This is a genomic window from Staphylococcus sp. FSL H8-0121 (assembly GCF_038008425.1).
In the GTDB taxonomy this organism is placed as follows: domain Bacteria; phylum Bacillota; class Bacilli; order Staphylococcales; family Staphylococcaceae; genus Staphylococcus; species Staphylococcus pasteuri.
Genome location: NZ_JBBOZB010000001.1, coordinates 294,409 through 320,610 on the forward strand (window position 1 = coordinate 294,409; position 26,202 = coordinate 320,610).

A 26,202-nucleotide genomic window follows, 5' to 3' on the forward strand; every position below is an offset into this window, starting at 1 on the left:
CAAAGGGGTGGACGAATTGAGTCATCGTTATATACCATTAACTGATCAAGATAAGCAAGAAATGTTAGACACTATAGGTGCAAAATCAATTGATGAATTATTTGGAGACGTTCCTTCAGATATTTTATTAAATAGAGATTTAGGCATTGGAGAGAGTGAATCTGAAACAACTTTATTAAAACGTTTAAATAAAGTTGCTAGTAAAAACGTTACAAAAGAAACTCACGCATCTTATCTTGGTGCTGGCGTGTACGACCACTATGCACCTTCTGTTGTAGATGCAATGATTTCTAGATCAGAATTCTATACTGCTTACACACCATATCAACCAGAAATTTCACAAGGCGAACTACAAGCTATTTTCGAATTCCAAACATTAATTTGTGAATTAACTAATATGGATGTAGCAAACTCTTCTATGTATGATGGTATGACTAGTTTTGCTGAAGCATGTATTTTAGCTTATAGTCACACTAAAAAGAATAAAATTGTTGTATCAAAAGGATTACATTATCAAGCATTACAAGTATTAAATACGTATGCTAAAACACGTCAAGAATTTGAAGTCGTAGAAGTAGATTTAGATGGTACTATAACTGATTTAGAAAAACTAGAACAAGCAGTTGACGATGATACTGCAGCAGTAGCTGTACAATATCCAAATTTCTTTGGTTCAATAGAAGACTTAGAGAAAATTCAAAGCTTTATAGAAGATAAAAAAGCATTATTCATTGTTTATGCTAATCCTTTAGCATTAGGTTTATTAACACCTCCTGGATCATTCGGTGCTGATATAGTAGTTGGAGATACACAACCATTTGGTATTCCATCTCAATTCGGTGGACCACATTGTGGTTACTTCGCTACTACTAAAAAGCTAATGCGTAAAGTACCAGGTAGATTAGTTGGTCAAACCCAAGATGATGAAGGAAACAGAGGTTTTGTATTAACTTTACAAGCACGTGAACAACATATTCGTCGTGATAAAGCAACTTCAAATATTTGTTCTAACCAAGCGTTAAATGCTCTAGCTTCATCTATTGCAATGTCAGCTTTAGGTAAACAAGGTATATATGATATAGCTGTACAAAACTTTGAACATGCTAACTATGCTAAACAATCATTTAAAGACGCTGGATTTAATGTTTTAGAAGGTACTTCGTTCAATGAATTCGTAGTAGAATTTAATAAACCAATTATTGAAGTTAATAAAGCTTTAGCTGAGGAAGATATTATTGGTGGCTTTGACTTGAGTGTAGTTTCAAGTGAATTCAATAACCATATGCTTATTGCAGTTACTGAATTAAGAACTAAAGAAGAAATCGATACATTTGTTAAGAAAGCTGGTGAAATTAATGGTAAGTAAATCAAGTCCACTTATTTTTGAAAGATCTAAAGAGGGTAGATATGCCTATTCTTTACCGCAAAGCGAAATTAACAACAATTCATTTGAATCGATTTTAGATGATAAATTTATTAGAAAAGATAAAGCTGAATTCCCTGAAGTAGCTGAATTAGATTTAGTACGTCACTATACAGAGTTATCTAACAAAAACTTCGGTGTCGACACTGGTTTTTATCCGTTAGGCTCATGTACAATGAAATACAATCCTAAAATTAATGAAAAGGTAGCAAGAATTCCTGGTTTCAGTGAAGCACACCCACTTCAAGATGAAAACCAAATCCAAGGATCTCTTGAAATTATTTATAGTTTACAAGAAGAACTTAAAGAAATTACAGGTATGGATGAAGTTACGCTTCAACCAGCTGCAGGGGCACATGGTGAGTGGACTGCATTAATGATTTTCAAAGCTTACCACCAAAATAATGGTGAAGGTCATCGTGATGAAGTTATCGTTCCTGACTCAGCTCACGGAACAAACCCTGCGTCAGCATCATTTGCTGGGTTCAAATCAGTTACCGTAAAATCAAACGAACGTGGAGAAGTCGATATTGAAGACTTAAAACGTGTTGTAAATGAAAATACAGCAGCGATCATGTTAACGAATCCTAATACATTAGGTATTTTTGAAAAAAATATTATGGAAATTAGAGAAATTGTCCATGAAGCTGGTGGTTTATTATACTATGATGGCGCTAACTTAAATGCTATTATGGATAAAGTTCGCCCAGGAGACATGGGATTTGATGCAGTTCATTTAAATCTTCATAAAACATTTACTGGTCCACATGGTGGCGGTGGCCCTGGTTCTGGACCTGTTGGAGTTGTAAAAGAATTAGCAAGCTATTTACCAAAACCAATGGTAATTAAAGAAAATGACTATTATAAATATGATAATGATATCAAAAACTCTATTGGACGAGTTAAACCATTCTACGGTAACTTTGGTATTTATCTAAGAGCATATACTTATATTAGAACAATGGGTGCAAAAGGCCTTAAAGAAGTTTCAGAAGCTGCGGTATTAAATGCTAACTACTTAAAAGCACGCTTAAATGATCATTTTGAGATTCCATATCAACAATATTGTAAACACGAATTTGTGTTAAGTGGTATTAAACAAAAACAATATGGCGTTAGAACATTAGATATGGCTAAAAGATTATTAGACTTTGGTGTACATCCACCAACAATTTACTTCCCATTAAATGTGGAAGAAGGTATGATGATTGAACCTACAGAAACTGAATCAAAAGAGACATTAGATCATTTTGCAGATACTTTAATCCAAATTGCTAATGAAGCTAAAGACGATCCAGATAAAGTTCTTGAAGCCCCTCATACTACAATAATAGACAGATTAGATGAAACAACAGCTGCAAGAAAACCAATTCTTAAATTTGAAAATCTACATGCTGAAAAATAATAATTTTTATAGAGCCCGTTAGTGTATCATTCTGATGTGCACCCCAAAAGTTGGACTAAAAATCTAACTTTATGGGGTGCATTTTTTATGGGTAAACATTATAAATTTGAAATCAAATTAAAAATAGTTCACGAATATTTAAATAGTAGTTTAGGATATAAGAGATTAACTAAAAAATATAATCTTTCTCATCATTCTTTACTTCAAAGATGGGTTAACCAGTATTTGGAATCGGGCCCAGAAGGATTAGATAAAAAAATGAAAAATAGCTCATATACTAGAGATTTTAAAGTATCTGTTTTAAGATTTAGACAAGAAAATCAATTGTCTTATCGAGAAACAGCGAATCATTTTAAAATTACCAATCCTGCTACATTAGCTCAATGGCAGCGTAAATTTGATGAAGAAGGTATTCTCGGTTTAGACAATAAACAGAAAGGACATCCTTCTAAAATGAAAAGAAAACATACAAAAGTTGAACATGAAAATCAGTTGCCTTTAAAAGAAGATGAACGCGAAGAATTAGAAAGACTTAGGAATGAAAATGAAATGTTGAAAGCAGGTATTGCTTATCAAAAAAAGTTACAAAGATTGACCCAACATTACGGAACCAAACATCCGAAAAAGTAAAGGTCATTAAAGAATTACATGAAATGAATCAATTTGGGTTAAGTCTTCTGTTTAAAGTTACGGAAATAGCTAAATCCGTGTATTACTACTGGATTAAACGTTTCAAAAAACCCAAAAAAGATATAGATATAGTTAAATCTATTAAGCAAATATGTAAAGAAAGCGATTATACTTATGGTTATCGTCGAGTTACTCAAGCATTAGTTAATAAAGGAATGACAGTCAATCATAAGAAAGTAAGACGAATTATGAAAGAACATCAATTAACATGTAAGAAATTTAATCATAAAACAAGAAAATACAATTCTTATAGAGGCACAATAGGTAAAGTAGCTAGAAATATATTAAAACGTCGTTTTAATACAGATCGACCTTATCAAAAAGTGGTTACAGACATTACAGAATTTAAATTACTTGATGGAACAAAGGCATATTTGTCACCTTTTATGGATTTATATAGCTTGGAAATCTTAAGTTATCGTATATCAAAGCGTCCTACTATAGATATTGTGATTGAACCTTTAAATGAATTACTAACTATGAGACCTCAACTTTTTTATCGAATGACAATTCATTCAGATCAAGGATGGCATTATCAAAATAGAAACTATATTGAGTCATTAAAAGAACATGATGTATTTCAAAGTATGTCTAGAAAAGGAAATTGCCTAGATAATGCCTCAATGGAAAACTTCTTTGGGTTATTAAAACAAGAAATGTATTATGGGCAATCATTTGAAACATTCCAAGAATTAGAACAATCTATTCATAAATATATCAGTTTTTATAACAATACAAGAATTAAAGCAAAATTAAAAGGCTTGTCTCCTAAGCAATATAGGAAACAAACCTTTAAAATAGTATACTAAACCAGAGTACAACTTTTGGGGTTCAGTACATTCCAGTACACTAACGGGCTCTTTTTACATAAAAAAGAGTAAAGATAATGCGACTTTATATAAGACACATTATCTTTACTCCGAAATCATTTAATATTTTCATAAAAATATCAAATGACTATTTTTTGGACTTAATTTTACCAGTCCATTTTTTATAGCCGCCTTTAAGCATATAAATATCATTATAGCCATTTTTTCTTAACATACGAGCAGCACGATAGCTTGCTATACCGTTCGCATCACAAAGATATATAGGTTGATCTTTTCTTAAACCTTGGAATCTTTGTTTAAACATAGTAATTGGAATATTTCGAGCACCGTTAATGTGACCATAATCATAATCAACTTTTTCTCTCACATCAACTACTTGTGCTTTACGTAAACCTTTATGAAATTCATTTTGGTCTAATTCTTTAACAGCTCGTTTATTAAGAATTTGTTGAACGACCATATAACCAATTATTATTATTAAAATAATAATTGCAATATACAAAGAGATACTCATGTTGCATCCTCCCTAATTTACCGATATTATAATTATAAGACTGTTAGAACAAATTATCAAAATATTTTTATACATTTACAGATGTTTTAATAATTTATTCGTAATTATAGGGCTATAATCAAATTTGTTACTAAAGCAATTATTAATGGGGGATTTAATCATGACAGAAACATGGAATTTTATTAACACTGGTAGTAAAGATCCATATTACAATATGGCAATGGATGAAGCACTACTTAATTTCGTTTCTAGGGGGGAAATTGATCCGGTCATACGGTTTTATACATGGAATCCTGCGACACTATCAATAGGTTACTTCCAACGATTAAAAAAAGAAATAGATATTGAAAAGGTAAAAGAAAAAGGCTATGGACTAGTGAGACGACAAACTGGAGGAAGAGGTGTGTTACACGACAAAGAACTAACTTACAGTGTTATTGTTCCTGAATCACATCCTAAAATGCCTACAACTGTAACTGAAGCCTATAGAGTTATTTCTCAAGGATTATTAGAAGGATTTAAAAATTTAGGTTTTGAAACTTATTTTGCTGTTCCTCGTTCCAAAGAAGAAAGAGAAAAATTAAAACAACCACGTAGTTCAGTTTGCTTCGATGCACCTAGTTGGTATGAACTCGTTGTTGAAGGTCGTAAAATTGCTGGAAGTGCACAAACACGACAAAAAGGCGTGATTCTACAACATGGATCTATTTTACAAGACATTGATGTAGACGAACTTTTTGACTTATTTATTTTTAAACATGATCGATTAAAAAACAAAATGAAAGAAGCATTTGTAGATAAAGCGGTAGCGATTAACGACATCTCAGAAAAGCACATAACCCTAAATGAAATGGAAGATGCATTTAAAGAAGGTTTTAAAGAAGGTTTACAAATTGAATTTAAACCATTAACACTTACAGATGAACAAATGAACGAAGTTAAAGAACTAGAAGAAAAATTCCGTTCAGATGAATGGACATATAGAAAGTAATATAATCAATAATAAAGCAGTAGTCATCATCAAATTAATGATATCAATGACTACTGCTTATTTTTATTACTATTTATTTCTTTTACGATATTTTCTTGCAGCTCGTTTATACTTTCTTTGATCTTCTGTTAAAAAGAAAAAGTAGTATATTAGATAAATAATTAACACTAAAACTGCGAAACTAATTAACATTTTAACGATTGAAAACAAAAATACGTCTAAATTCATTATCAAACCAAATGCTGCAATCGCTATAACGATATAAAACATTATATTTTTCATTTAAATCCACCTAATTCTAATTAACTTCACTTTGTACACTAGCTAATTTTTTCTGTCCTTTATTAATTTTCTTTTTATTTTTTTCTTGATAACCTTGTTCGATGTCACTAAAGGCTGAAGTTATATTTTTATTTATCTTATTAATACTTTTTTTCGTTGATTTATCTTCACTTGTCATTGAGTCTTCATCTATATCAGATTTATATGTACTATAAGCATCGTTTAAATCAGATGTAATTGTTGATAATTTCTTTTGGATAGAGTTACTTCCTTTATTTTTAGTCACATCCGCATCTATGTCATTATACTTCTCTATAGATTTTGCAACTTTATTATAATAAGAAGAGCTTGCATTTAAATTCTTTTCTTTTTTCTTATTAGTAGCTGTTTGCTTACTATTTTCTTTATCTTTTTGTAATCCTGCAATTTTAGATTTTTGATCGCTAATATCTTGATTTAATTGCTGAATATCTAATTTTAATTGATGATTGTCATCTCTAAGTTTTGTAGTTTTATCTTCTAGTGGTGCAAGATTTTGACTACCACAACCAGCTAATAAGCAAGATGCGCCAATCACGATTATATATTTCTTCATGATTATCTCCCTAAACTAAAAACTATTATATTATTTATTGATTATGCTATCATTTTAATGTATTCAAATAAAATGTACAAACGTTATACTAATTATGGAGGTATTATATGAATAAATTAGAGCAAGTTCAACAATTATTAAAATCTAAAAAACTAGATGCAATTGTCATCCTTTCAGATTACAACAGAAGATATTTATCAGAATTTACTGGTACAAGTGGGGCATTGATTATTTCATCAAACCACAAATATTTAGTTACAGATTTTAGATATACAGAACAAGCTAAAAAACAAGCTACTGAGTTTGAAATTGTAAATAGAAAAAATGATATGATTTCCGAAATCAAATCTATTCTTGAAAAAGAAAAATTAGAAAATGTAGGTTTTGAAGGTCATGAGGTGAGTTATGATACGTACCTCGAATTAAATAAAGGTATGATTACATTAATCAGTATTTCTGATGCAATTGAAAAAATTAGAGAAGTAAAATCAGAAGAAGAAATTGATATAATTAAAAAAGCTGCACAAATCGTTGACGAAACATATGACTATATATTAACAGTTGTAAAAGCTGGTATGTCAGAACGTGAAGTCAAAGCTGCCTTAGAAAGTAAAATGTTACAATTAGGAGCAGATGGTCCTTCTTTTGATACGATTGTAGCATCAGGTTATCGAGGCGCTTTACCTCATGGTGTGGCAAGTGATAAAATTATTGAGCAAGGCGATATGATCACATTGGATTTTGGCGCATATTACAAAGGTTATTGTTCTGATATAACAAGAACATTTGCGATAGGTGAACCAGATCCAAAAATGAAAGAAATTTATGATATAGTATTAAAAGCACAAATAAAAGCTATCGATGAAATTAAACCGGGCTTAACTGTTAAAGAAGCAGATGCATTATCCCGTAATTACATTGAAGCAAAAGGATATGGTGAGCATTTTGGCCATTCATTAGGTCACGGTATTGGTTTAGACATACACGAAGGACCATTGCTTTCACAAAAAGCATCTGGACATCTTCAAGTTAATAATTGCGTTACGATTGAACCAGGTATTTATGTTGATGGATTAGGTGGCGTTAGAATTGAAGATGATATTTTAATTACAGAAAATGGTTGTGAAGTCTTTACTAAATGCACAAAAGACCTTATTATTTTAGAATAAGCGTGTATATTGAGGAGGAAACTGAATGATTTCAGTAAATGATTTTAAAACAGGTTTAACAATATCAGTAGATAATGGTATTTGGAAAGTAATTGATTTCCAACATGTAAAACCAGGAAAAGGATCTGCATTCGTTCGTTCTAAATTACGTAATTTAAGAACTGGTGCTATTCAAGAAAAAACATTTAGAGCAGGCGAAAAAGTTGAACAAGCTATGATTGAAAATCGTCGTATGCAATACCTATATGCAGATGGTGATAATCATGTATTCATGGATAATGAAACATTCGATCAAACAGAATTACCAGGCGATTATCTAAAAGATGAATTAAATTATTTAAAAGCTAATATGGAAGTTCAAATTCAATCTTATGATGGAGAAGTAATTGGACTTGAATTACCAAAAACTGTTGAATTAGAAGTTACTGAAACTGAACCAGGTATTAAAGGTGATACTGCAACTGGTGCTACAAAATCAGCTACAGTTGAAACTGGTTATACATTGAACGTACCTTTATTCGTTAACGAAGGTGACATTCTAGTAATTAATACTGGAGACGGAAGTTACATTTCAAGAGGATAGTCATCAAATTGATGTTCTTCAACACTCATAACTGTCAGAAATGATAGTTGTGAGTGTTTTTTTGCATTTTAATTAACTAAAATATTATATTGTAGGCTTGATAATTTTATAAGTATACAATATAATTGTATAAAAATACGAAAAGAGGTTTAAGTATGCGTATTAGTATTGTGGGGATTACTGGTTATTCTGGATTAGAATTAGTGCGACTTATCCATTCGCATAATCACTTAGAAGTTGTTTCTATACATGCGACTCAATCTACTGGCACTAAACTATCTGAAATCTATCCACATTTAAAAGGTATCTGTGACTTAGTAATTAAACCATTTGATGCTCGTTACATAATGAAACATGCAGATTTAGTAGTATTTGCCACACCTAGCGGAATAGCAAGTCAATTATCTTCATACTTTATTAATTATCAATTTCCAGTCGTTGATATATCCGGAGATCATAGACTGCCTCCTGATGATTACCAATTATGGTACAAGAAAGAAGCAGTTTCATTAGATATACAAACACAATTTACATATAGTCTTCCTGAATTTTCTAATATAAAAAACCAAAAATTCATTTCAAACCCAGGTTGTTACGCAACAGCAGTAGAACTTGCACTTATACCGCTAGTAAAAGATAAATTAATTCAGTTAGATTCAATCATCGTTGATGCAAAGAGTGGGTTATCTGGAGCAGGTAAAAACCCAACCACTACTAGTCATTTTGTAAATATAAACAATAATTATATTACATATAAATTGAATGAACATCAGCATATACCAGAAATTCTACAAATGCTAAAAAAGTACGATAAAAATTTACAGAATATTCAATTTTCTACATCATTAATACCTGTTAATAGAGGAATTATTTCTACTATTTATTGCAAGTTAAATAGTGACATTCATCCAAGTAAAATTAAACTTAGTTATGACTCAGCATATAAAGATAAGTATTTTATACGTATAGTGAATAACATGCCTCAATTGACAGATGTGATTGGTTCAAATTTTGTAAATATTGGTTTTAAATATAATAAATCTATGAATATTTTAACAATTATGGTAGCGTTAGATAATTTAATCAAAGGCGCTTCTGGACAAGCCCTTCAAAATATTAATCTTATGTATGGTTTTGATGAAACAGAAGGCCTTCGCACTTTACCATCAATAGTATAGTAAGGAGTAACAACATGATAGAAATCACAGGAAACATAGCAAGTCCTATTGGTTATACCGCAGATGGTATTCATTCAGGCATAAAAAAGAAAAACTTAGATTTAGGATGGATTGTGTCTGAAATACCCGCAAGTGTTGCATATGTACAAACAACTAATAAAGTTAAAGCCGCTCCCTTAATTTTAAATAATGAAATTATTCAGGAAAATGGTAAAGTACAAGCTATTATTGTTAATTCTGGTATTGCAAATGCATGTACTGGCTCTCAAGGTATGGAAGATGCTGTCTCAATGCAACAACTCACTGCTAATGCACTGAACATTAATCAAAATCTAGTAACTGTCGCATCTACAGGTGTCATTGGTAAACACTTGCCAATGGATATCATCGACAATGGGATTAGACGGTTAAATAAAAATGGTAACGCTCATCACTTTACAAAAGCTATATTAACTACTGATTTAACTACTAAAACCTGTGTAATCACTGAAACAATTTATCAACAAAAAATAACTATGGCAGGTGTCGTAAAAGGATCAGGTATGATACATCCAAATATGGCTACGATGTTAGCGTTTATCACTTGTGATGCAAATATATCAACTGAAACATTACAGCTAGCATTACAAACTAATGTTAATAAAACGTTCAATCAAATCACAATAGATAGAGATACATCAACTAATGATTTAGTACTTGTATTATCAAATGGCTTAGCACGTAATCAAGAAATTTTACCGAACACGGAGGAATACATAACGTTTTGCAATATGTTAGAGCACGTCATGCGAAACCTTGCTATGAAAATCGCTAAAGATGGAGAAGGTGCAACCAAACTAATAGAAGTCAAAGTAATGGGAATGCCTACAGAAACATCTGCTAGAATGATTGCTAAAACAGTAGTGGGGTCTAGTTTGGTTAAATCAGCAATTTTTGGAGAAGACCCGAATTGGGGACGTATTCTCGCCGCTATAGGCTATACAGAGACAAACTTTGATGTAACAAATATAGACATTGCTATTGAAGATATACTTGTTATGACTCATTCAACTCCTGAACCTTTTGATAAACAACAAATGCAGCATCTATTAAAAAAAGATCATATTAAAATTTCTATCAATATGCATCAAGGAAATCAAAATGGAACTGCCTGGGGATGCGATCTAACTTATGACTATGTAAAAATAAACGCATTATATACAACTTAGAGGTAATAATATGAATAAAATTATAGTAATAAAAATGGGCGGTATTGCAACAAAAAACATTACACCTGAAACAATACAACAGTTAAAAATTTGGATTAAACAACGATATCAAATTATTATCATACATGGTGGAGGAAAAGTGATCGAAGAATTATTAATCAATGCAGGCCATACTACAATAAAAAAGGATGGTCTTAGAATAACATCAAAATCAGATCTTCCTATAATAAAAGAAGCACTTTTCAATCATGTAGGTGCACAATTAACTGCATATTTAAAGAAGCAAAACATAACAGTCAATCACTTAAAAGATAAGCAACTCTCATTTATAAAAGCAGAGTATTTGAATTATAAAATATATGGTTCTGTAGGTACATCTATACAAATTAATCCAAATTATATTAATCCTCTTTTAAATAAAAATAATATCCCAGTATTAGCATCATTAGGTACTCATATAAATGGTGAATTAATCAACATTAATGCGGACCATTTAGCAACTGCCATAGCTATTTCACTAAAAGCACAAAAATTGATTCTAATGACAGATGTAAAAGGTGTCTTAGAAAACGGAAAACTTATCAATCGATTACATATAAGTGAGGTACAAACTAAAATAAAAGAAAACATTATTACTGGTGGAATGATACCTAAGATTGAAAGTGCTGTTGATACAGTAAAATCAGGGGTCAAGAAAGTTATCATAGGTGACAACTTGTTAACAGGGACAGTCATAGAGGGGAACATCTAATGAGTTATTTATTTCAAAATTATAAACGATCAAATATTGAATTCGTAAAAGCACAGGGCAATGAACTAATCAATGAAAATGGTAATAAATATCTCGATTTTTCATCAGGAATTGGTGTTACAAACTTAGGATTTCATCCACAACTTATTGATGCATTACAACAGCAAATTAACCTTATTTGGCACACGCCTAATTTATACATAAATACATTACAAGAAGAAGTTGCAAAATCGTTAGTAGATGATCAAGACTATTGTGTTTACTTTTGTAATAGTGGTGCCGAAGCAAATGAAGCAGCCATTAAATTAGCACGAAAATTCACTAGTAAACAATCTATAATTTGCTTTGAACAATCATTTCACGATAGGACTTATGGTGCAATGTCAGCGACAGGACAATCTAAAATTAAATATGGATTTGGTGATGGTGTTCCACATTTTTCGTTTGCCAAATTCAATGATATTGAAAGTGTTAAATCATTAATTTCTAGTGATACTGCAGCAATTATGCTCGAATTAATTCAAGGTGAATCAGGTATACATCTGGCGCAATCAACATTTATTAATCAATTAAATCAGTTATGCAAAGACAACAACATATTATTGATAATAGATGAAATTCAAACTGGAATAGGTCGCACTGGAACGCTATTTGCATATGAACAGTATGGTATTCAACCTGATATTATTACATCTGCTAAAGGGCTAGCAAATGGTATACCGTGTGGTGCTATGATAGGACATCGTCGTTTGAGCCATGCCTTTGATTATGGTAGTCATGGATCTACATTTGGCGGAAATAAATTAGCAATGACAGTGGCTAAAGAAACCCTCTCAATAGTAAAAGATAAAGAATTTTTAAATCAAATTAGTTTAAAAGGTAAAACTTTACTTGCTAAATTAAAAAAACAATTAAATGATAATCCAAATATTATAGACATCCGTGGTAAAGGGTTAATGATTGGTATTGAAACAACATTAAATATAGAACAATTAGTTAACGAAGCTCGTCGCCGAGGATTAATTGTTTTACCAGTAGGCCAAAATGTTATTCGATTACTACCTCCACTTACTATTACTTCACAACAAATTGATAAAGCAATAAGCATTTTAAATCAAATTTTCAATAAAAAATATTAAACTAACACAATAACGTGAAAGCAATCAACATACGATCTTTCACGTTTTTTATGTTTTACAAATGACTATATACGATTAATCTATTTATATTACTTATCAATTTAATCGTTGATATATCGCTCTCAATTTAAAATGAAATTAGAGGATATCTTCTCATGCTTGAATTGAGCGGTTTACTCAAGTAAAATAGACGGGTAGATGAAAACAAACTGAAGGAGTCAGTAATAATTATGAACTTTAAAGAAATAAAAGAATTAATTGAGATTCTTGATCAATCAAACTTAACTGAAATTAACATTGAAGATAACAAAGGTAGCGTAGTTAACTTAAAAAAACAAAAAGAAACTGAAATTATAACGCCACAAGTAGCACAAGCGCCAGCGCAATCAATAGCACAACCTCAACATGCTACTCAACCTGTGCAACAACCTAGTGAAGATAATCAAACTCAAGAAACAGCTTCAGACAATTACGAAACAATTAACGCACCAATGGTTGGAACGTTTTATAAATCACCTTCACCAGAAGAGGGTGCATATGTACAAGTTGGAGATAAAGTTTCCAACGATACAACTGTTTGTATCTTAGAAGCAATGAAGTTATTCAATGAAATTCAAGCTGAAATTTCAGGAGAAATAGTAGAAATATTAGTAGAAGACGGACAAATGGTAGAGTATGGCCAACCGTTATTCAAGGTGAAATAATGAAGAAAATACTCATCGCTAATCGTGGTGAAATTGCTGTAAGAATTATAAGAGCATGCCATGAGTTAGGTATTCAAACAGTTGCAGTCTATTCAGAAGGAGACAAAGACGCTTTACATACTCAAATTGCTGATGAAGCATACTGCGTCGGTCCAACCCTGTCTAAAGACTCATATTTAAACATTCCCAATATCCTATCAATTGCAACATCAACTGGTTGTGATGGCGTACATCCTGGCTATGGATTTTTAGCTGAAAATGCTGACTTTGCAGAATTATGTGAAGCATGTCAGCTAAAATTTATCGGACCTAGCTATGAATCAATCCAAAAAATGGGTATCAAAGACGTTGCGAAAGCAGAAATGATAAAAGCTAATGTACCTGTTGTACCTGGTAGTGAAGGCTTAGTTCATAATATCGATGATGCAAAGAAAGTCGCTAAGAAAATTGGTTACCCAGTCATTATTAAAGCTACTGCAGGTGGCGGCGGTAAAGGTATCCGTGTTGCTCGTGATGAGAAAGAACTTGAAACTGGATATAGAATGACACAACAAGAAGCGGAAACTGCATTTGGTAATGGCGGTTTATACTTAGAAAAGTTCATCGAAAACTTCCGTCATATTGAAATCCAAATTATTGGTGATAGTTTCGGAAATGTTATCCATTTAGGTGAAAGAGACTGTACAATTCAACGTCGTATGCAAAAATTAGTTGAAGAAGCACCATCACCTATATTATCTGAAGAAACACGCCAAGAAATGGGTAATGCAGCTATTAGAGCAGCTAAAGCTGTAAACTATGAAAACGCAGGTACAATCGAATTTATATATGACTTAAATGATGATAAATTCTACTTTATGGAAATGAATACACGTATCCAAGTTGAACACCCAGTAACTGAAATGGTAACAGGTGTTGATTTAGTTAAATTACAATTAAAAGTTGCAATGGGTGAAGCATTACCATTCAAACAAAAAGACATCAAAATTAATGGTCATGCTATTGAATTTAGAATAAATGCTGAAAATCCATATAAAGATTTTATGCCTTCTCCAGGTAAAATTACTCAGTATTTAGCACCGGGTGGATTCGGAGTAAGAATCGAGTCTGCATGTTATACTAATTATACAATTCCACCTTATTATGATTCTATGGTAGCGAAATTAATCGTTCATGAATCAACGCGCGATGAAGCTATCATGACAGGTATTAGAGCTTTAAGTGAGTATTTAGTTTTAGGAATAGATACGACAATACCTTTCCACCTAAGATTATTGAATAATGATGTATTCAGAAGTGGTGAATTTAATACGAAATTCCTTGAAAAATATAATATTATGGCTGATGACAAACAATAGGAGGTTAAAACAATGGTCAATGTTGCAGATTATTCTCATACAAATTTAGGCAAAATCGAAATTGCTCCAGAAGTTTTATCTGTTATTGCAAGTATTGCCACATCAGAAGTAGATGGCATTACAGGACATTTTGCAGAACTTAAAAATACTAACTTAGAAAAAATTAGTCGTAAAAATTTAAATAGAGATTTAAAAATAGATGCAAGAGAAGACGGTATTTATATTGATGTTTATTGTGCACTTAAGCATGGTATCAATATCTCCAAAACCGCAAATCAAATTCAAACTGCTATTTTTAATCAAATATCAACAATGGCAGCCATTGAACCACAACAAATTAATGTTCATATTACTCAAATAGTAATAGAAAAATAAATATTAACTTAAGATAGGTACTTGTTCAGAGATTTTAAAATTAAAATAAATATTTCTCAACAGTACCTTGTCTTTTATAAAAACGTTTGAAGGAGTAATTTATGAGTCGTAAAGAATCAAGAGTCCAAGCTTTCCAAACTTTATTTCAATTAGAGATAAAAGATACAGATCTAACAATTAATGAAGCTATAAACTTTATCAAAGATGATTATCCAGATTTAGATTTCGATTTTATTCATTGGCTTGTAACTGGAGTTAAGGATCATGAACCTGTTTTAGATGAAAAAATAAAACCATACCTTAAAGATTGGTCACTTGAAAGATTACTAAAAACAGATCGTATCATCTTACGTATGGCAACATTTGAAATTTTGCATAGTGAAACTCCAGCAAAAGTAGTCATTAACGAAGCCGTAGAACTAGCTAAGCAATTTAGTGATGACGACCATTATAAATTTATCAATGGTGTATTAAGTAATATAAACTAATAAAATTGAGTGATAATTATGACTGATTACTTAACAGTTTCAACATTAACCAAATATATTAAATACAAATTTGATCAAGATCCACATTTACAATCAGTTCTAATCAAAGGCGAGTTATCCAATTTCAAAAAACATTCTAGCGGCCACTTATATTTTAATGTGAAAGATAAAGAAAGTGTCATAAGTGCAATGATGTTTAAAGGTAGTGCGTCAAAACTTAACTTCGAACCTAAAGAAGGCGACGAAGTTTTATTAGAAGCACGAGTCTCTGTTTATGAGCGTAGAGGTAACTATCAAATTTATGTTAATAAGATGCAGTTGGATGGAATAGGCAATTTATATCAAAAATTAGAAGAACTCAAAAAGAAACTTTCAAAAGAAGGTTATTTTGATAATAGTAATAAAAAATCTATTCCTAAATTCCCTAAGAAAATTGCGGTATTAACAGCAAGTACAGGAGCAGCTATTAGAGATATACATTCAACAATCAATAGTAGATATCCTATAGTTGAACAAGTACAAATAAGTACACTCGTACAGGGACAACAAGCAAAAGAAGACATTATAGAGAAAATTAAATATGCTGATAGTCTTGATGTTGATACAATTATAGTTGGTCGTGGCGGTGGTTCCATTGAAGATTTATGGAACTTCAATGAAGAAGAAGTTGTTAAAGCAATCTTCGAATGTGAAACACCTATTATTTCTGCAGTTGGACACGAAACAGATTTTACATTAAGTGATTTTGTAGCTGATGTACGCGCTGCAACGCCAACTCAAGCTGCTGTCATGGCAACGCCAGACCAGTATGAATTATTGCAACAAATCAAACAATATCAATTCACATTAACTAGACACATTAAACAATATGTCGAACAGCAAAAGAAACATCTTGAGCATTTGTCATCATATTATAAATTCAAACAACCATCTTTATTATATGATCAACAAATTCAAAAAAGAGACGATTTAGAAAAGCAATTAAAACAAAAATTAACGATTAAATTAGAACAACAACAACATCAACTCAATTTATTAAAGCAACGATTTAATCCTAAACACTTACAAACATCTATTATTAGAAATCAGCAACAAAATGATCAATTCAAATCTCGTCTGTCACAAAAGATGAATTATGATTTAACTCAATATAAAAAAGAACTTAAATCTAAGCTAGAACAACTTAATCAGTTAAGTCCAACAAATACGATGTTACGTGGTTACGCTATTGTTAATAAAGATGACAATGTTATAACTAGTACTAAAGATATGTCTGAAAATGATGACATAGTATTAACTATGAAAGATGGTCAAGTCGACGCCATTGTTAAGAAAGTAAGGTGTAATGATGAGTAAAGAAAAACAAAGCTTTGAAGAAATGATGCAAGAATTAGAAAGTATCGTACAAAAATTAGATAATGAAACCGTCTCATTAGAGGAATCTTTAGATTTATATCAAAGAGGAATGAAACTATCTACAGCGTGTGACTCAACATTAAAAGATGCCGAGAAAAAGGTAAACAAATTAATGCAAGAGGAAAACGAGGAGCAAGATAATGAAGAATCTACAAATGAATGATTTAATTAATGAGATTAATATCGCTCTAAAAGAAACTATTCCACAGTCGAATTTAAATACTGATTTAGAGGAAAGTATGCTTTATTCACTTAATGCAGGCGGCAAAAGACTCCGTCCAGTTCTCTTACTTCTTACATTAGATATGTTAGAGGTAGATTACCAAAAAGGAATGCAAACTGCTTTAGCATTAGAAATGATTCATACATATTCGCTTATTCATGATGATCTTCCAGCGATGGATAATGATGATTACCGTAGAGGTAAACTAACAAATCATAAAGTATTTGGCGAATGGAAAGCAATTTTAGCAGGTGACGCACTTTTAACAAAAGCTTTTGATCTAGTATCGAATGACACAAATATAAACGATACAACTAAAATCAAAGTCATCCAACGTTTAGCATATGCTAGCGGACATTTAGGCATGGTCGGTGGACAAACTCTTGATATGCAAAGTGAAGACAAAGCAATAGATTTATCAACTTTAGAAGCAATTCACCGAACAAAAACAGGTGCACTATTAACTTTTGCAATTATGAGTGCAGTAGATATTGCTCATACTGACGAACAAACTTCAGAAATGTTAAACGAATTTAGTGATCATTTAGGATTAATGTTCCAAATTAAAGATGATTTATTAGATATCTATGGTGACGAACAAAAATTAGGTAAAAAAGTTGGTAGTGATTTAGAAAATGATAAAAGTACTTATGTATCACTATTAAATAAAGACGGTGCAGAAGAAAAGTTAAATTATCATAAAAATGAAGCACTTAAATCTTTAGAAAATATTAATGATAAATATGATAATTCTAACTTAAAACAAATCGTAGAATTATTTTACAATCGAGATCACTAAACCATTTAGTACTTATAATAATTTTTCAATAAGAGGTTAACAGAAATTACATTCAATTTTTGTTAACCTTATTTTATGTTTTAATTAGAATCTCACTGTCGTTATACAATAAATATTCACTATATTTCTAAAATGCATATAATTAACTATTAATTAATTTATCTTCAGTTGTTATTACATCATTATCATCATGCCTATTGAACTTAATTTATAGTAGTATTTCGAATGGTGATGAGTAGTAGATATGAAATGCATATGTTAAAATAATTGTATAAATATTCGTAACTAGAGGTGTTAATTTTGCCAAAGAAATCTGTAAGACATATAAAGATTAGAGAAATTATTTCGAATGAACAAATTGAAACACAAGATGAATTAGTAAAACGTTTAAATGAATACGAACTTAATGTAACACAAGCAACTGTTTCACGAGATATTAAAGAACTACAATTGATCAAAGTTCCTGCTGCTTCAGGTCAATACGTATATAGTTTACCAAATGATCGTAAATATCATCCTTTAGAAAAATTAGGAAGATATTTAATGGATTCATTTGTAAATATAGAAGGAACTGGTAATCTTCTTGTACTCAAAACATTACCAGGAAACGCTCAATCTATAGGCGCAATTTTAGACCAAATTGATTGGGAAGAAGTATTAGGAACAATTTGTGGTGATGATACTTGCCTTATTATTTGTCGTAATGAAGAAGCAAGTGAAGAAATTAAAACTAGAATTTTCAATTTATTATAAGGATGCGATGAATTTATGTTACAAACCTTATCAATAAAACAATTTGCAATCATCGATGAATTAGAAATTCAATTTTCAGATGGTTTAACTGTTTTAAGTGGTGAAACTGGTGCAGGTAAATCAATCATTATCGATGCAATTGGTCAACTTATTGGTATGCGAGCTTCATCAGATTATGTTAGACACGGTGAAAAGAAAGCTATAATTGAAGGTATTTTTGATATCGATAACAGTAAAGATGCAATTCATGTCCTACAAAATCTAAATATTGATATAGATGAAGATTTTTTATTAGTAAAGAGAGAAATTTTTAGCTCAGGTAAAAGTATTTGTAGAATTAATAATCAGACAATAACTTTACAAGATTTAAGAAAAGTGATGCAAGAATTATTAGATATTCATGGCCAACATGAAACACAATCTCTATTAAAGCAGAAGTATCACTTACAGTTACTCGATAATTATGCTGGTGACCAATATAGTCAGTTACTTTCAGAATATCATAGTGTATTTAATCAATATAAAGCTAAACGTAAAGAGCTAGAGGAATTAGAATCAGCTGACCAAGCGTTATTACAAAGATTAGATTTAATGAAATTCCAATTAGAAGAGATATCTGAAGCTTCATTAAAAGAAGGTGAAGTTGAACAGTTAGAAACAGATATTAAAAGAATACAAAACTCAGAAAAATTAAGTCTTGCTTTAAATAATGCACATTTAACACTAACTGATGAAAATGCTATCACTGATCGATTATACGAATTAAGTAATTTTCTAAATGAAATTAATGATATTGTTCCAGATAAATATGTAAAATTAAAAGAAGAAGTGGATCAATTTTACTATACTTTAGAAGATGCAAAACATGAATTATACGATGAAATGACAAATACAGAATTTGATGAGCAAATGTTAAATGAACTAGAATCGCGTATGAATTTACTTAATAATCTAAAAAGAAAATATGGTAAAGATATTTCTGAACTCATCGCATACCAAGGTAAATTAGAAAATGAAATAAGTAAAATTGAAAATTATGAAGAAAGTACTTCTCAATTACGCGAAGAAATTAACGATTTATATAAACAAGTGATTAAAATAGGTAAATCTTTATCAGGAGAAAGACGAAAAGTTGCAAGAGAATTAAGAGACCACATCGTCGCAGAAATTCAAAATCTCCAAATGAAAGACGCAAATCTTGAAATATCTTTCAAACCCTTGGATGAACCTAATATCGAAGGTATAGAATTTGTAGAATTTTTAATCAGTCCTAACAAAGGTGAACCTCTAAAAAGCTTAAATAAAATAGCTTCAGGAGGAGAATTATCTAGAATTATGTTAGCGTTAAAAAGTATATTTGTTCAATCTAGAGGACAAACTGCTATTTTATTTGATGAAGTTGATTCTGGAGTATCTGGTCAGGCAGCCCAAAAAATGGCAGAAAAAATGCGTGATATTGCTGAATATATTCAAGTTATATGTATTTCTCACTTACCACAAGTTGCAACAATGAGTGATCATCATTTACTTATTTCTAAACAGACAACAGAAGATCGTACGACGACTCAAGTAAAAGAATTAGAAGATGATGATAGAATTGATGAAGTTGCACGTATGATTTCGGGAGCTAGCGTAACTGATCTTACCCGAGAAAATGCAAAAGAAATGATTGCTCAAAATCAAAGAAAATCATAAACTTTGAAATTTCTTTTAAACAAATAATGTGTTTAGTCACTTTTTATTCAAAAAAATGAACATTTTAGAATTTCTAAAATGTTTTAACTGATGTAAAATATTAAAGTATTGTTTTATATGAGAGAACGTTAGATAGTTAATAACAATTTATATGAGAATATTCAATATCACATGTATATTGAATTTCTCTATACATAGAGTTAGGAGTAAGCAAATGTCTGAAAAACAATATGATTTAGTAGTACTCGGTGGAGGAACTGCTGGTTATGTGGCAGCAATTCGTGCATCACAACTTGGTAAGAAAGTTGCAATTGTAGAAAAGTCTCTTTTAGGTGGTACATGCTTACATAAAGGTTGTATCCCTACAAAATCATTACTAAAATCTGCAGAAGTCTTCCATACAGTGAAACACGCTAAACAATTTGGGATCGAAGTTCCTGAATATAGCCTTAATTATGAACGAATATTAGAAAGAAAAGACGAAATTGTCAATCAAATGTATCAAGGTGTACAACATTTGATGAAACAAAACCATATCGACATTTATAATGGAACTGGACGCATATTAGGTGAGTCTATCTTTTCACCACAAAGTGGAACTATCTCAGTTGAATTTGAAGATGGCGAAAATGAAATGATTCCTAATCAATTTGTATTAATAGCTACCGGTTCAACTCCTTCAGAATTGCCATTTTTACAATTTGATCATCAAGTTATTTTATCTAGCGATGATATCTTAAAAATGGATCAATTACCTAATAGTATAGCTATTATAGGTGGGGGCGTAATTGGATTAGAATTTGCCTCATATTTAACTGATTTAGGTGTTTCAGTTACCGTAATTGAGGCTAATGAGCGTATTTTACCGAATGAAAGTAAACAAATTGCTAAAACAATTAAGAATGAGCTCGAAAATCGAGGAACTAAGTTTTTTGAAAATGTTGCCTTAGATAATCAAAGTGTTTCTATTAATGATGAAACTAATGAAGCAACAATTAAAATTAATGATGAACAAATCACTGTTGAACGTATCCTATTATCAGTTGGTAGAAAGCCTAATACAACTGATATTGGACTTAATAATACTAAAATTAAGACAACAAAATCTGGTCACATTATTACGAACCAATATCAACAAACTGAAGATAAACATATATATGCAGCAGGTGATTGTATTGGTAAAATTCAGCTTGCTCATGTTGGTTCTAAAGAAGGAATAGTGGCAGTTGAACATATGTTTGATAATGCTCCACTTCCCGTTAATTATGATTTAATGCCAAAATGTATCTACACTTATCCTGAAATTGCATCAATTGGTAAAAATTTAGAACAAGCTAAAAATGATAATATTAAAGCCAAGAGTTTTAAAGTATCTTTTAAAGCAATTGGGAAAGCCATGATTGATTCAATTGATAATCAAAATGGTTTTTGTGAAATCATTATTGATCAAGAACAAGATGAAATTATTGGACTAAATATGATAGGTCCACATGTAACTGAGTTAATTAATGAAGTATCATTACTACAATTTATGAATGGGTCTTCATTAGAACTCGGATTAACTACACATGCCCATCCATCACTTTCTGAAGTATTGATGGAACTTGGACTAAAAGTTGAAGACAGAGCAATTCACGTATAATTAGGGAGGAAATGACATGATTGACTATAAGTCAGCAGGCCTTACAGAAGAAGACCTAAAAAATATGTATAAATGGATGGATCTTGGCAGAAAACTGGACGAAAGACTTTGGTTACTCAATAGAGCTGGGAAAATTCCTTTCGTTGTTAGTGGTCAAGGACAAGAAGCAACTCAAATAGGAATGGCTTACGCTATGAAACAAGGTGATATATCTTCTCCTTATTATAGAGATTTAGCTTTCGTAACATATATGGGTATTACACCTTTAGATACGATGTTAGCTTCTTTCGGTAAAAGAGATGATGTTAATTCAGGTGGTAAACAAATGCCATCACACTATAGTCACAGAGAAAAGGGGATTTTATCACAAAGTTCACCCGTGGCTACTCAAATACCACATTCAGTTGGTGCAGCTTTAGCTTTAAAAATGGACAACAAACAAAATATAGCAACTGCAACAGTTGGTGAAGGTAGTTCAAACCAAGGTGATTTTCATGAAGGTTTAAATTTTGCAGGTGTACATAAATTACCTTTTGTTTGTGTCATTATTAATAACAAATATGCTATTTCTGTTCCAGATTCTTTACAATATGCTGCTAAAAATCTATCAGATAGAGCAATAGGTTATGGTATGCATGGAGAACAAGTTGATGGTAATGATCCAATAGCTGTATATAAAGCGATGAAAGAGTCACGTGATCGCGCACTTAACGGAGAAGGTGCTACACTAATCGAAGCCGTAACTTCTCGAATGACTGCTCATTCATCTGATGATGATGATAAATATAGAACACAAGAAGAACGTGATGGATTAAAAGAAGCAGATTGTAATATTCATTTTAAAAACCATTTATTAGATTTAGGAATTATTGATGACGCTTGGTTAGCAGAAATTGAAGAGGAGCATAAACAAATCATTAATCATGCTACTAAAGCTGCTGAAGAAGCACCATATCCTTCTGTAGAAGAAGCTTATGCATATGTTTATGAAGAAGAAGGGAGTATCAATCATGACTAAGATGACTTATTTAGACGCGATTCGCCAAGCTCAAGATGTAGCTATGGAAAAAGACCAAAATACTTTTATTCTTGGAGAAGATGTTGGTAAAAAAGGTGGCGTATTCGGTGCTACTCTTGGTCTACAAAGTAAATATGGTAAAGAACGCGTCATTGATACACCTTTAGCAGAATCTAATATAGTTGGTACAGCTATTGGTGCTGCAATGTTAGGTAAACGTCCTATTGCAGAGATTCAATTTGCCGACTTTATTTTACCTGCAACAAACCAAATTATTAGTGAAGCTGCAAAAATGCGTTATCGTTCAAATAATGATTGGCAATGTCCAATTACTATAAGAGCGCCTTTTGGTGGTGGCGTGCATGGTGGTTTATACCATTCACAAAGTATTGAAAGTATTTTTGCATCAACACCAGGTTTAACAATCGTTATCCCTTCATCTCCATATGATGCTAAAGGATTATTATTGTCTTCAATTGAATCAAATGATCCAGTACTTTTCTTTGAACATAAAAAGGCATATCGTTTCTTAAAAGAAGAAGTACCAGAAGAATATTATACAGTTCCTTTAGGTAAAGCTGATGTAAAACGTGAAGGTGATGATATCACTGTATTTTGTTATGGTTTAATGGTTAATTATTGCTTACAAGTTGCCGATATTCTTGCAGAAGATGGTATCAATGTAGAAGTTGTTGATTTAAGAACTGTTTATCCATTAGATAAAGAAACAATCATTGATCGTGCTAAGAAAACAGGAAAAGTACTACTAGTAACTGAAGATAACTTGGAAGGTAGCGTAATGTCAGAGGCTTCAGCTATTATTGCTGAAAATTGCTTATTCGAATTAGATGCACCAATCATGCGTTTAGCAGGTTCTGATGTACCATCAATGCCATTCTCTCCAGTATTAGAAAACGAGTTAATGATGAATCCAGAAAAAATACAAGCGAAAATGCGAGAACTCGCAGAATTTTAAGGAGGCTTAATAATGGATATCAAAATGCCAAAACTAGGCGAGAGTGTACATGAAGGTACTATAGAACAATGGCTAGTATCTGTTGGCGATTATGTTGAAGAATATGAACCGTTATGTGAAGTAATTACTGACAAAGTAACTGCTGAAGTGCCTTCTACTGTTGCAGGTACAATTACTGAAATAGTTATTAGCGAAGGTGAAACAGTAGAAATTAATACTGTTATTTGTAAAATCGATTCACCTAATGAAAATAATGTAGAAAATACTTCTAATGATAATCAACAACAAGAGAAAACTGAAAACACTCAAGTAAATCATCAAGATACACAATCTAGTGTCCAACAAAACTCGACATCAAAAGAAAACTCAGACAAATCTAAAAATAATGGTCGATTTTCACCAGTAGTATTTAAATTAGCTTCTGAAAATCAAATCGATTTATCACAGGTTACGGGTACAGGTTTTGAAGGTAGAGTTATGAAAAAAGATGTATTAGCTTATATTAATAATCCAACTGAAAATCAAACTAATAACAATCATGCACAACCACAAAATGAACCAAAATCAACTACTATACCTAATCATTCACAAGATCAAATCGAATCTACTCAAAATGCAATGCCAGTGAATGGTGTGCGTAAAGCGATTGCTCAAAATATGGTTACAAGTGCTACTGAAATTCCACACGGTTGGATGATGATCGAAGCTGATGCAACAAATCTAGTGAAAACAAGAAATCACTTTAAAAATAGCTTTAAGAAAAATGAAGGATATAATCTGACATTCTTTGCTTTCTTTGTAAAAGCAGTAGCAGATGCATTAAAAGCTTATCCAATGTTAAACAGTAGTTGGAATGGTAATGAAATTAAAATTCATAAAGATATTAATATTTCTATAGCGGTAGCTCATGAAAATAAATTATTCGTTCCAGTCATTAAACATGCTGACGAAAAATCAATTAAAGGTATAGCTAGAGAAATTAATGAACTTGCTCAAAAAGCTAGAAATAACAAATTAACACAAGAAGATATGCAAGGTGGAACATTTACAGTGAATAACACTGGCTCATTCGGCTCAGTATCTTCTATGGGTATTATTAATCATCCTCAAGCTGCTATATTACAAGTTGAATCAATCGTTAAGAAACCTGTTGTTATCGATGATATGATTGCAATTAGAAGCATGGTTAATTTATGTATTTCTATTGATCATAGAATTTTAGATGGCTTACAAACTGGTCAATTTATGAATCATATTAAGCAACGTGTTGAACAATATACTGTAGAAAATACAAATATTTATTAAATTTACTATATAGTTAAATCTATACAATAACATTACCGTTCATAAGGTCGGAATGATTAAAAGATATTTAGATTTATAAAGTAAGAGAAAATTCAACTATAAGATTAGGCATAAATGCTTTCATATGTTAGAAAGTATTTATGCCTATTATCATATAGGTTAATCAAGCATGTTGAAGTATGTAACTATAATTAGTAAAATAAAGACAGTAAATTTAAAAAATGAAAGGTGATTCTAATTTATGGATTTAAATTTTGATTTATATATGAATGGGGTCGTAGATCAAGCTAGAAATGAAATTGAAGAAGCTGGTTATGAACAATTAACTACAGCAGACGAAGTAGATAAAGTTTTAAAACAAGATGGCACAACATTAGTTATGGTTAATTCTGTATGTGGTTGTGCGGGTGGTATTGCTCGTCCTGCAGCTACACATGCACTTCATTATGATAAATTACCTGATAGACTCGTAACAGTGTTTGCTGGTCAAGATAAAGAAGCAACACAACAAGCAAGAGATTATTTTGAAGGTTATGCACCATCAAGTCCTTCTTTCGCACTTATTAAAGATGGTAAAATCATTGAAATGATTGAACGTCATCAAATCGAAGGACATGATGTAATGAATGTCATTAGTCAATTACAAGGATTATTTGATCAATATTGTGAAGAAAGATAAGAGGTCATAATTA

28 protein-coding genes are annotated in these 26,202 nt (G+C 31.2%); 25 read left to right on the forward strand and 3 right to left on the reverse strand.

Annotation, left to right across the window (positions count from 1 at the left end; translation table 11 throughout):
* Positions 1 to 16 precede the first annotated feature (16 nt).
* The 4 genes from gcvPA (at position 17) to LFT63_RS01560 (ending at position 4,327) form a co-directional block, all read left to right on the forward strand.
* The gene (gene gcvPA, locus LFT63_RS01545) at positions 17 to 1,366 is read left to right on the forward strand and encodes an aminomethyl-transferring glycine dehydrogenase subunit GcvPA (RefSeq protein WP_340767802.1); all 1,350 of its coding nucleotides are present in this window, start codon (positions 17 to 19) and stop codon (positions 1,364 to 1,366) included.
* Positions 1,356 to 2,828 (forward strand): aminomethyl-transferring glycine dehydrogenase subunit GcvPB, encoded by a 1,473-nt coding sequence (gcvPB, locus tag LFT63_RS01550; RefSeq protein ID WP_017636956.1) that lies wholly within the window; start codon positions 1,356 to 1,358, stop codon positions 2,826 to 2,828. The genes gcvPA and gcvPB overlap by 11 nt, the downstream gene beginning before the upstream one ends.
* A gap of 87 nt (positions 2,829 to 2,915) precedes the next feature.
* Positions 2,916 to 3,458, forward strand: a complete 543-nt coding sequence (locus tag LFT63_RS01555; protein WP_225880630.1) for a helix-turn-helix domain-containing protein — start codon at positions 2,916 to 2,918, stop codon at positions 3,456 to 3,458.
* Positions 3,459 to 3,481: 23 nt separating this feature from the next.
* Entirely contained in the window at positions 3,482 to 4,327 is an 846-nt protein-coding gene (locus tag LFT63_RS01560; protein WP_232159984.1) for an IS3 family transposase, read from the forward strand.
* Between the two features lie 148 nt (positions 4,328 to 4,475).
* Here the strand turns inward: LFT63_RS01560 and LFT63_RS01565 are convergent, their stop codons facing one another.
* Positions 4,476 to 4,862, reverse strand: coding sequence for a rhodanese-like domain-containing protein (locus LFT63_RS01565; RefSeq protein ID WP_017636957.1), 387 nt, complete (start codon positions 4,860 to 4,862; stop codon positions 4,476 to 4,478).
* A gap of 160 nt (positions 4,863 to 5,022) precedes the next feature.
* Here LFT63_RS01565 and LFT63_RS01570 point away from each other — a divergent pair, with 160 nt between their 5' ends.
* Entirely contained in the window at positions 5,023 to 5,853 is an 831-nt protein-coding gene (locus tag LFT63_RS01570) for a lipoate--protein ligase family protein (RefSeq protein WP_029055293.1), read from the forward strand.
* Positions 5,854 to 5,922: 69 nt separating this feature from the next.
* On the opposite strand, the gene LFT63_RS01575 is transcribed toward LFT63_RS01570, so the two are convergent.
* Positions 5,923 to 6,135 (reverse strand): SA1362 family protein, encoded by a 213-nt coding sequence (locus LFT63_RS01575; protein ID WP_029055294.1) that lies wholly within the window; start codon positions 6,133 to 6,135, stop codon positions 5,923 to 5,925.
* 16 nt (positions 6,136 to 6,151) lie between these two features.
* Positions 6,152 to 6,730: a hypothetical protein gene (locus LFT63_RS01580; RefSeq protein ID WP_029055295.1), complete on the reverse strand. Its 579-nt coding sequence runs from the start codon at positions 6,728 to 6,730 to the stop codon at positions 6,152 to 6,154.
* A 107-nt stretch (positions 6,731 to 6,837) separates the two neighbouring features.
* On the opposite strand from LFT63_RS01580, the gene LFT63_RS01585 reads away from it, so the two are divergent.
* The 20 genes from LFT63_RS01585 to brxB all read left to right on the forward strand — a co-directional run bounded on the left by LFT63_RS01585 (position 6,838) and on the right by brxB (position 26,189).
* On the forward strand, positions 6,838 to 7,899 hold the full coding sequence (locus LFT63_RS01585) for a M24 family metallopeptidase (RefSeq protein ID WP_017637911.1): 1,062 nt from the start codon (positions 6,838 to 6,840) through the stop codon (positions 7,897 to 7,899).
* A 25-nt stretch (positions 7,900 to 7,924) separates the two neighbouring features.
* Complete coding sequence (efp, locus tag LFT63_RS01590) at positions 7,925 to 8,482, forward strand: elongation factor P (protein ID WP_017637912.1); 558 nt, start codon at positions 7,925 to 7,927, stop codon at positions 8,480 to 8,482.
* A 155-nt stretch (positions 8,483 to 8,637) separates the two neighbouring features.
* On the forward strand, positions 8,638 to 9,660 hold the full coding sequence (gene argC / locus LFT63_RS01595; RefSeq protein WP_029055296.1) for an N-acetyl-gamma-glutamyl-phosphate reductase: 1,023 nt from the start codon (positions 8,638 to 8,640) through the stop codon (positions 9,658 to 9,660).
* Between the two features lie 14 nt (positions 9,661 to 9,674).
* Positions 9,675 to 10,868, forward strand: coding sequence for a bifunctional glutamate N-acetyltransferase/amino-acid acetyltransferase ArgJ (gene argJ / locus LFT63_RS01600; RefSeq protein WP_340767803.1), 1,194 nt, complete (start codon positions 9,675 to 9,677; stop codon positions 10,866 to 10,868).
* Between the two features lie 10 nt (positions 10,869 to 10,878).
* Entirely contained in the window at positions 10,879 to 11,619 is a 741-nt protein-coding gene (gene argB, locus LFT63_RS01605) for an acetylglutamate kinase (RefSeq protein ID WP_340767804.1), read from the forward strand.
* A complete protein-coding gene (locus LFT63_RS01610; protein ID WP_340767805.1) occupies positions 11,619 to 12,758 on the forward strand; it encodes an acetylornithine transaminase in 1,140 nt (379 codons plus the stop codon). The genes argB and LFT63_RS01610 overlap by 1 nt, the downstream gene beginning before the upstream one ends.
* Positions 12,759 to 12,988: 230 nt before the next feature.
* Positions 12,989 to 13,462 (forward strand): acetyl-CoA carboxylase biotin carboxyl carrier protein, encoded by a 474-nt coding sequence (gene accB / locus LFT63_RS01615; RefSeq protein WP_017637917.1) that lies wholly within the window; start codon positions 12,989 to 12,991, stop codon positions 13,460 to 13,462.
* Positions 13,462 to 14,820 carry an acetyl-CoA carboxylase biotin carboxylase subunit gene (gene accC / locus LFT63_RS01620; RefSeq protein WP_017637918.1) on the forward strand — a complete coding sequence of 453 codons (1,359 nt, stop codon included), beginning with the start codon at positions 13,462 to 13,464 and terminating at the stop codon, positions 14,818 to 14,820. The genes accB and accC overlap by 1 nt, the downstream gene beginning before the upstream one ends.
* 12 nt (positions 14,821 to 14,832) lie before the next feature.
* Positions 14,833 to 15,195, forward strand: coding sequence for an Asp23/Gls24 family envelope stress response protein (locus LFT63_RS01625; RefSeq protein WP_017637919.1), 363 nt, complete (start codon positions 14,833 to 14,835; stop codon positions 15,193 to 15,195).
* Positions 15,196 to 15,296: 101 nt separating this feature from the next.
* On the forward strand, positions 15,297 to 15,683 hold the full coding sequence (gene nusB / locus LFT63_RS01630) for a transcription antitermination factor NusB (RefSeq protein ID WP_017637920.1): 387 nt from the start codon (positions 15,297 to 15,299) through the stop codon (positions 15,681 to 15,683).
* 18 nt (positions 15,684 to 15,701) lie between these two features.
* Positions 15,702 to 17,039 carry an exodeoxyribonuclease VII large subunit gene (gene xseA / locus LFT63_RS01635; RefSeq protein ID WP_029055299.1) on the forward strand — a complete coding sequence of 446 codons (1,338 nt, stop codon included), beginning with the start codon at positions 15,702 to 15,704 and terminating at the stop codon, positions 17,037 to 17,039.
* Positions 17,032 to 17,262, forward strand: coding sequence for an exodeoxyribonuclease VII small subunit (locus LFT63_RS01640; RefSeq protein WP_017637922.1), 231 nt, complete (start codon positions 17,032 to 17,034; stop codon positions 17,260 to 17,262). The genes xseA and LFT63_RS01640 overlap by 8 nt, the downstream gene beginning before the upstream one ends.
* Positions 17,240 to 18,121 (forward strand): polyprenyl synthetase family protein, encoded by an 882-nt coding sequence (locus LFT63_RS01645; RefSeq protein ID WP_340767806.1) that lies wholly within the window; start codon positions 17,240 to 17,242, stop codon positions 18,119 to 18,121. The genes LFT63_RS01640 and LFT63_RS01645 overlap by 23 nt, the downstream gene beginning before the upstream one ends.
* A 300-nt stretch (positions 18,122 to 18,421) precedes the next feature.
* Positions 18,422 to 18,874, forward strand: a complete 453-nt coding sequence (gene ahrC, locus LFT63_RS01650; protein ID WP_017637924.1) for a transcriptional regulator AhrC/ArgR — start codon at positions 18,422 to 18,424, stop codon at positions 18,872 to 18,874.
* Between the two features lie 15 nt (positions 18,875 to 18,889).
* Positions 18,890 to 20,569, forward strand: coding sequence for a DNA repair protein RecN (gene recN, locus LFT63_RS01655; RefSeq protein WP_108000529.1), 1,680 nt, complete (start codon positions 18,890 to 18,892; stop codon positions 20,567 to 20,569).
* Positions 20,570 to 20,783: 214 nt separating this feature from the next.
* A complete protein-coding gene (lpdA, locus tag LFT63_RS01660; RefSeq protein ID WP_029055302.1) occupies positions 20,784 to 22,211 on the forward strand; it encodes a dihydrolipoyl dehydrogenase in 1,428 nt (475 codons plus the stop codon).
* 16 nt (positions 22,212 to 22,227) lie between these two features.
* Complete coding sequence (locus LFT63_RS01665) at positions 22,228 to 23,229, forward strand: thiamine pyrophosphate-dependent dehydrogenase E1 component subunit alpha (protein WP_017637927.1); 1,002 nt, start codon at positions 22,228 to 22,230, stop codon at positions 23,227 to 23,229.
* Positions 23,222 to 24,205: an alpha-ketoacid dehydrogenase subunit beta gene (locus LFT63_RS01670; RefSeq protein WP_029055303.1), complete on the forward strand. Its 984-nt coding sequence runs from the start codon at positions 23,222 to 23,224 to the stop codon at positions 24,203 to 24,205. Before LFT63_RS01665 ends, LFT63_RS01670 begins: the two co-directional genes overlap by 8 nt.
* Before the next feature lie 12 nt (positions 24,206 to 24,217).
* Positions 24,218 to 25,510 carry a dihydrolipoamide acetyltransferase family protein gene (locus tag LFT63_RS01675; protein WP_340767807.1) on the forward strand — a complete coding sequence of 431 codons (1,293 nt, stop codon included), beginning with the start codon at positions 24,218 to 24,220 and terminating at the stop codon, positions 25,508 to 25,510.
* A gap of 241 nt (positions 25,511 to 25,751) precedes the next feature.
* Complete coding sequence (gene brxB, locus LFT63_RS01680) at positions 25,752 to 26,189, forward strand: bacilliredoxin BrxB (RefSeq protein WP_029055305.1); 438 nt, start codon at positions 25,752 to 25,754, stop codon at positions 26,187 to 26,189.
* The last annotated feature ends 13 nt before the right edge of the window (positions 26,190 to 26,202 follow it).

Coding starts and splice junctions, on each gene's coding strand:
- LFT63_RS01565 (WP_017636957.1), bottom strand. CDS start 4,862: ATGAGTATCTCTTTGTATATTGCAATTATTATTTTAATAATAATAATT.
- LFT63_RS01675 (WP_340767807.1), top strand. CDS start 24,218: ATGGATATCAAAATGCCAAAACTAGGCGAGAGTGTACATGAAGGTACT.
- gcvPB (WP_017636956.1), top strand. CDS start 1,356: ATGGTAAGTAAATCAAGTCCACTTATTTTTGAAAGATCTAAAGAGGGT.
- accC (WP_017637918.1), top strand. CDS start 13,462: ATGAAGAAAATACTCATCGCTAATCGTGGTGAAATTGCTGTAAGAATT.
- LFT63_RS01625 (WP_017637919.1), top strand. CDS start 14,833: ATGGTCAATGTTGCAGATTATTCTCATACAAATTTAGGCAAAATCGAA.
- LFT63_RS01575 (WP_029055294.1), bottom strand. CDS start 6,135: ATGAAAAATATAATGTTTTATATCGTTATAGCGATTGCAGCATTTGGT.
- LFT63_RS01670 (WP_029055303.1), top strand. CDS start 23,222: ATGACTAAGATGACTTATTTAGACGCGATTCGCCAAGCTCAAGATGTA.
- LFT63_RS01560 (WP_232159984.1), top strand. CDS start 3,482: ATGAATCAATTTGGGTTAAGTCTTCTGTTTAAAGTTACGGAAATAGCT.
- argB (WP_340767804.1), top strand. CDS start 10,879: ATGAATAAAATTATAGTAATAAAAATGGGCGGTATTGCAACAAAAAAC.
- lpdA (WP_029055302.1), top strand. CDS start 20,784: ATGTCTGAAAAACAATATGATTTAGTAGTACTCGGTGGAGGAACTGCT.
- LFT63_RS01645 (WP_340767806.1), top strand. CDS start 17,240: ATGAAGAATCTACAAATGAATGATTTAATTAATGAGATTAATATCGCT.
- LFT63_RS01585 (WP_017637911.1), top strand. CDS start 6,838: ATGAATAAATTAGAGCAAGTTCAACAATTATTAAAATCTAAAAAACTA.
- LFT63_RS01640 (WP_017637922.1), top strand. CDS start 17,032: ATGAGTAAAGAAAAACAAAGCTTTGAAGAAATGATGCAAGAATTAGAA.
- recN (WP_108000529.1), top strand. CDS start 18,890: ATGTTACAAACCTTATCAATAAAACAATTTGCAATCATCGATGAATTA.
- LFT63_RS01555 (WP_225880630.1), top strand. CDS start 2,916: ATGGGTAAACATTATAAATTTGAAATCAAATTAAAAATAGTTCACGAA.
- LFT63_RS01610 (WP_340767805.1), top strand. CDS start 11,619: ATGAGTTATTTATTTCAAAATTATAAACGATCAAATATTGAATTCGTA.
- brxB (WP_029055305.1), top strand. CDS start 25,752: ATGGATTTAAATTTTGATTTATATATGAATGGGGTCGTAGATCAAGCT.
- nusB (WP_017637920.1), top strand. CDS start 15,297: ATGAGTCGTAAAGAATCAAGAGTCCAAGCTTTCCAAACTTTATTTCAA.
- LFT63_RS01570 (WP_029055293.1), top strand. CDS start 5,023: ATGACAGAAACATGGAATTTTATTAACACTGGTAGTAAAGATCCATAT.
- argJ (WP_340767803.1), top strand. CDS start 9,675: ATGATAGAAATCACAGGAAACATAGCAAGTCCTATTGGTTATACCGCA.
- xseA (WP_029055299.1), top strand. CDS start 15,702: ATGACTGATTACTTAACAGTTTCAACATTAACCAAATATATTAAATAC.
- accB (WP_017637917.1), top strand. CDS start 12,989: ATGAACTTTAAAGAAATAAAAGAATTAATTGAGATTCTTGATCAATCA.
- LFT63_RS01580 (WP_029055295.1), bottom strand. CDS start 6,730: ATGAAGAAATATATAATCGTGATTGGCGCATCTTGCTTATTAGCTGGT.
- LFT63_RS01665 (WP_017637927.1), top strand. CDS start 22,228: ATGATTGACTATAAGTCAGCAGGCCTTACAGAAGAAGACCTAAAAAAT.
- argC (WP_029055296.1), top strand. CDS start 8,638: ATGCGTATTAGTATTGTGGGGATTACTGGTTATTCTGGATTAGAATTA.
- efp (WP_017637912.1), top strand. CDS start 7,925: ATGATTTCAGTAAATGATTTTAAAACAGGTTTAACAATATCAGTAGAT.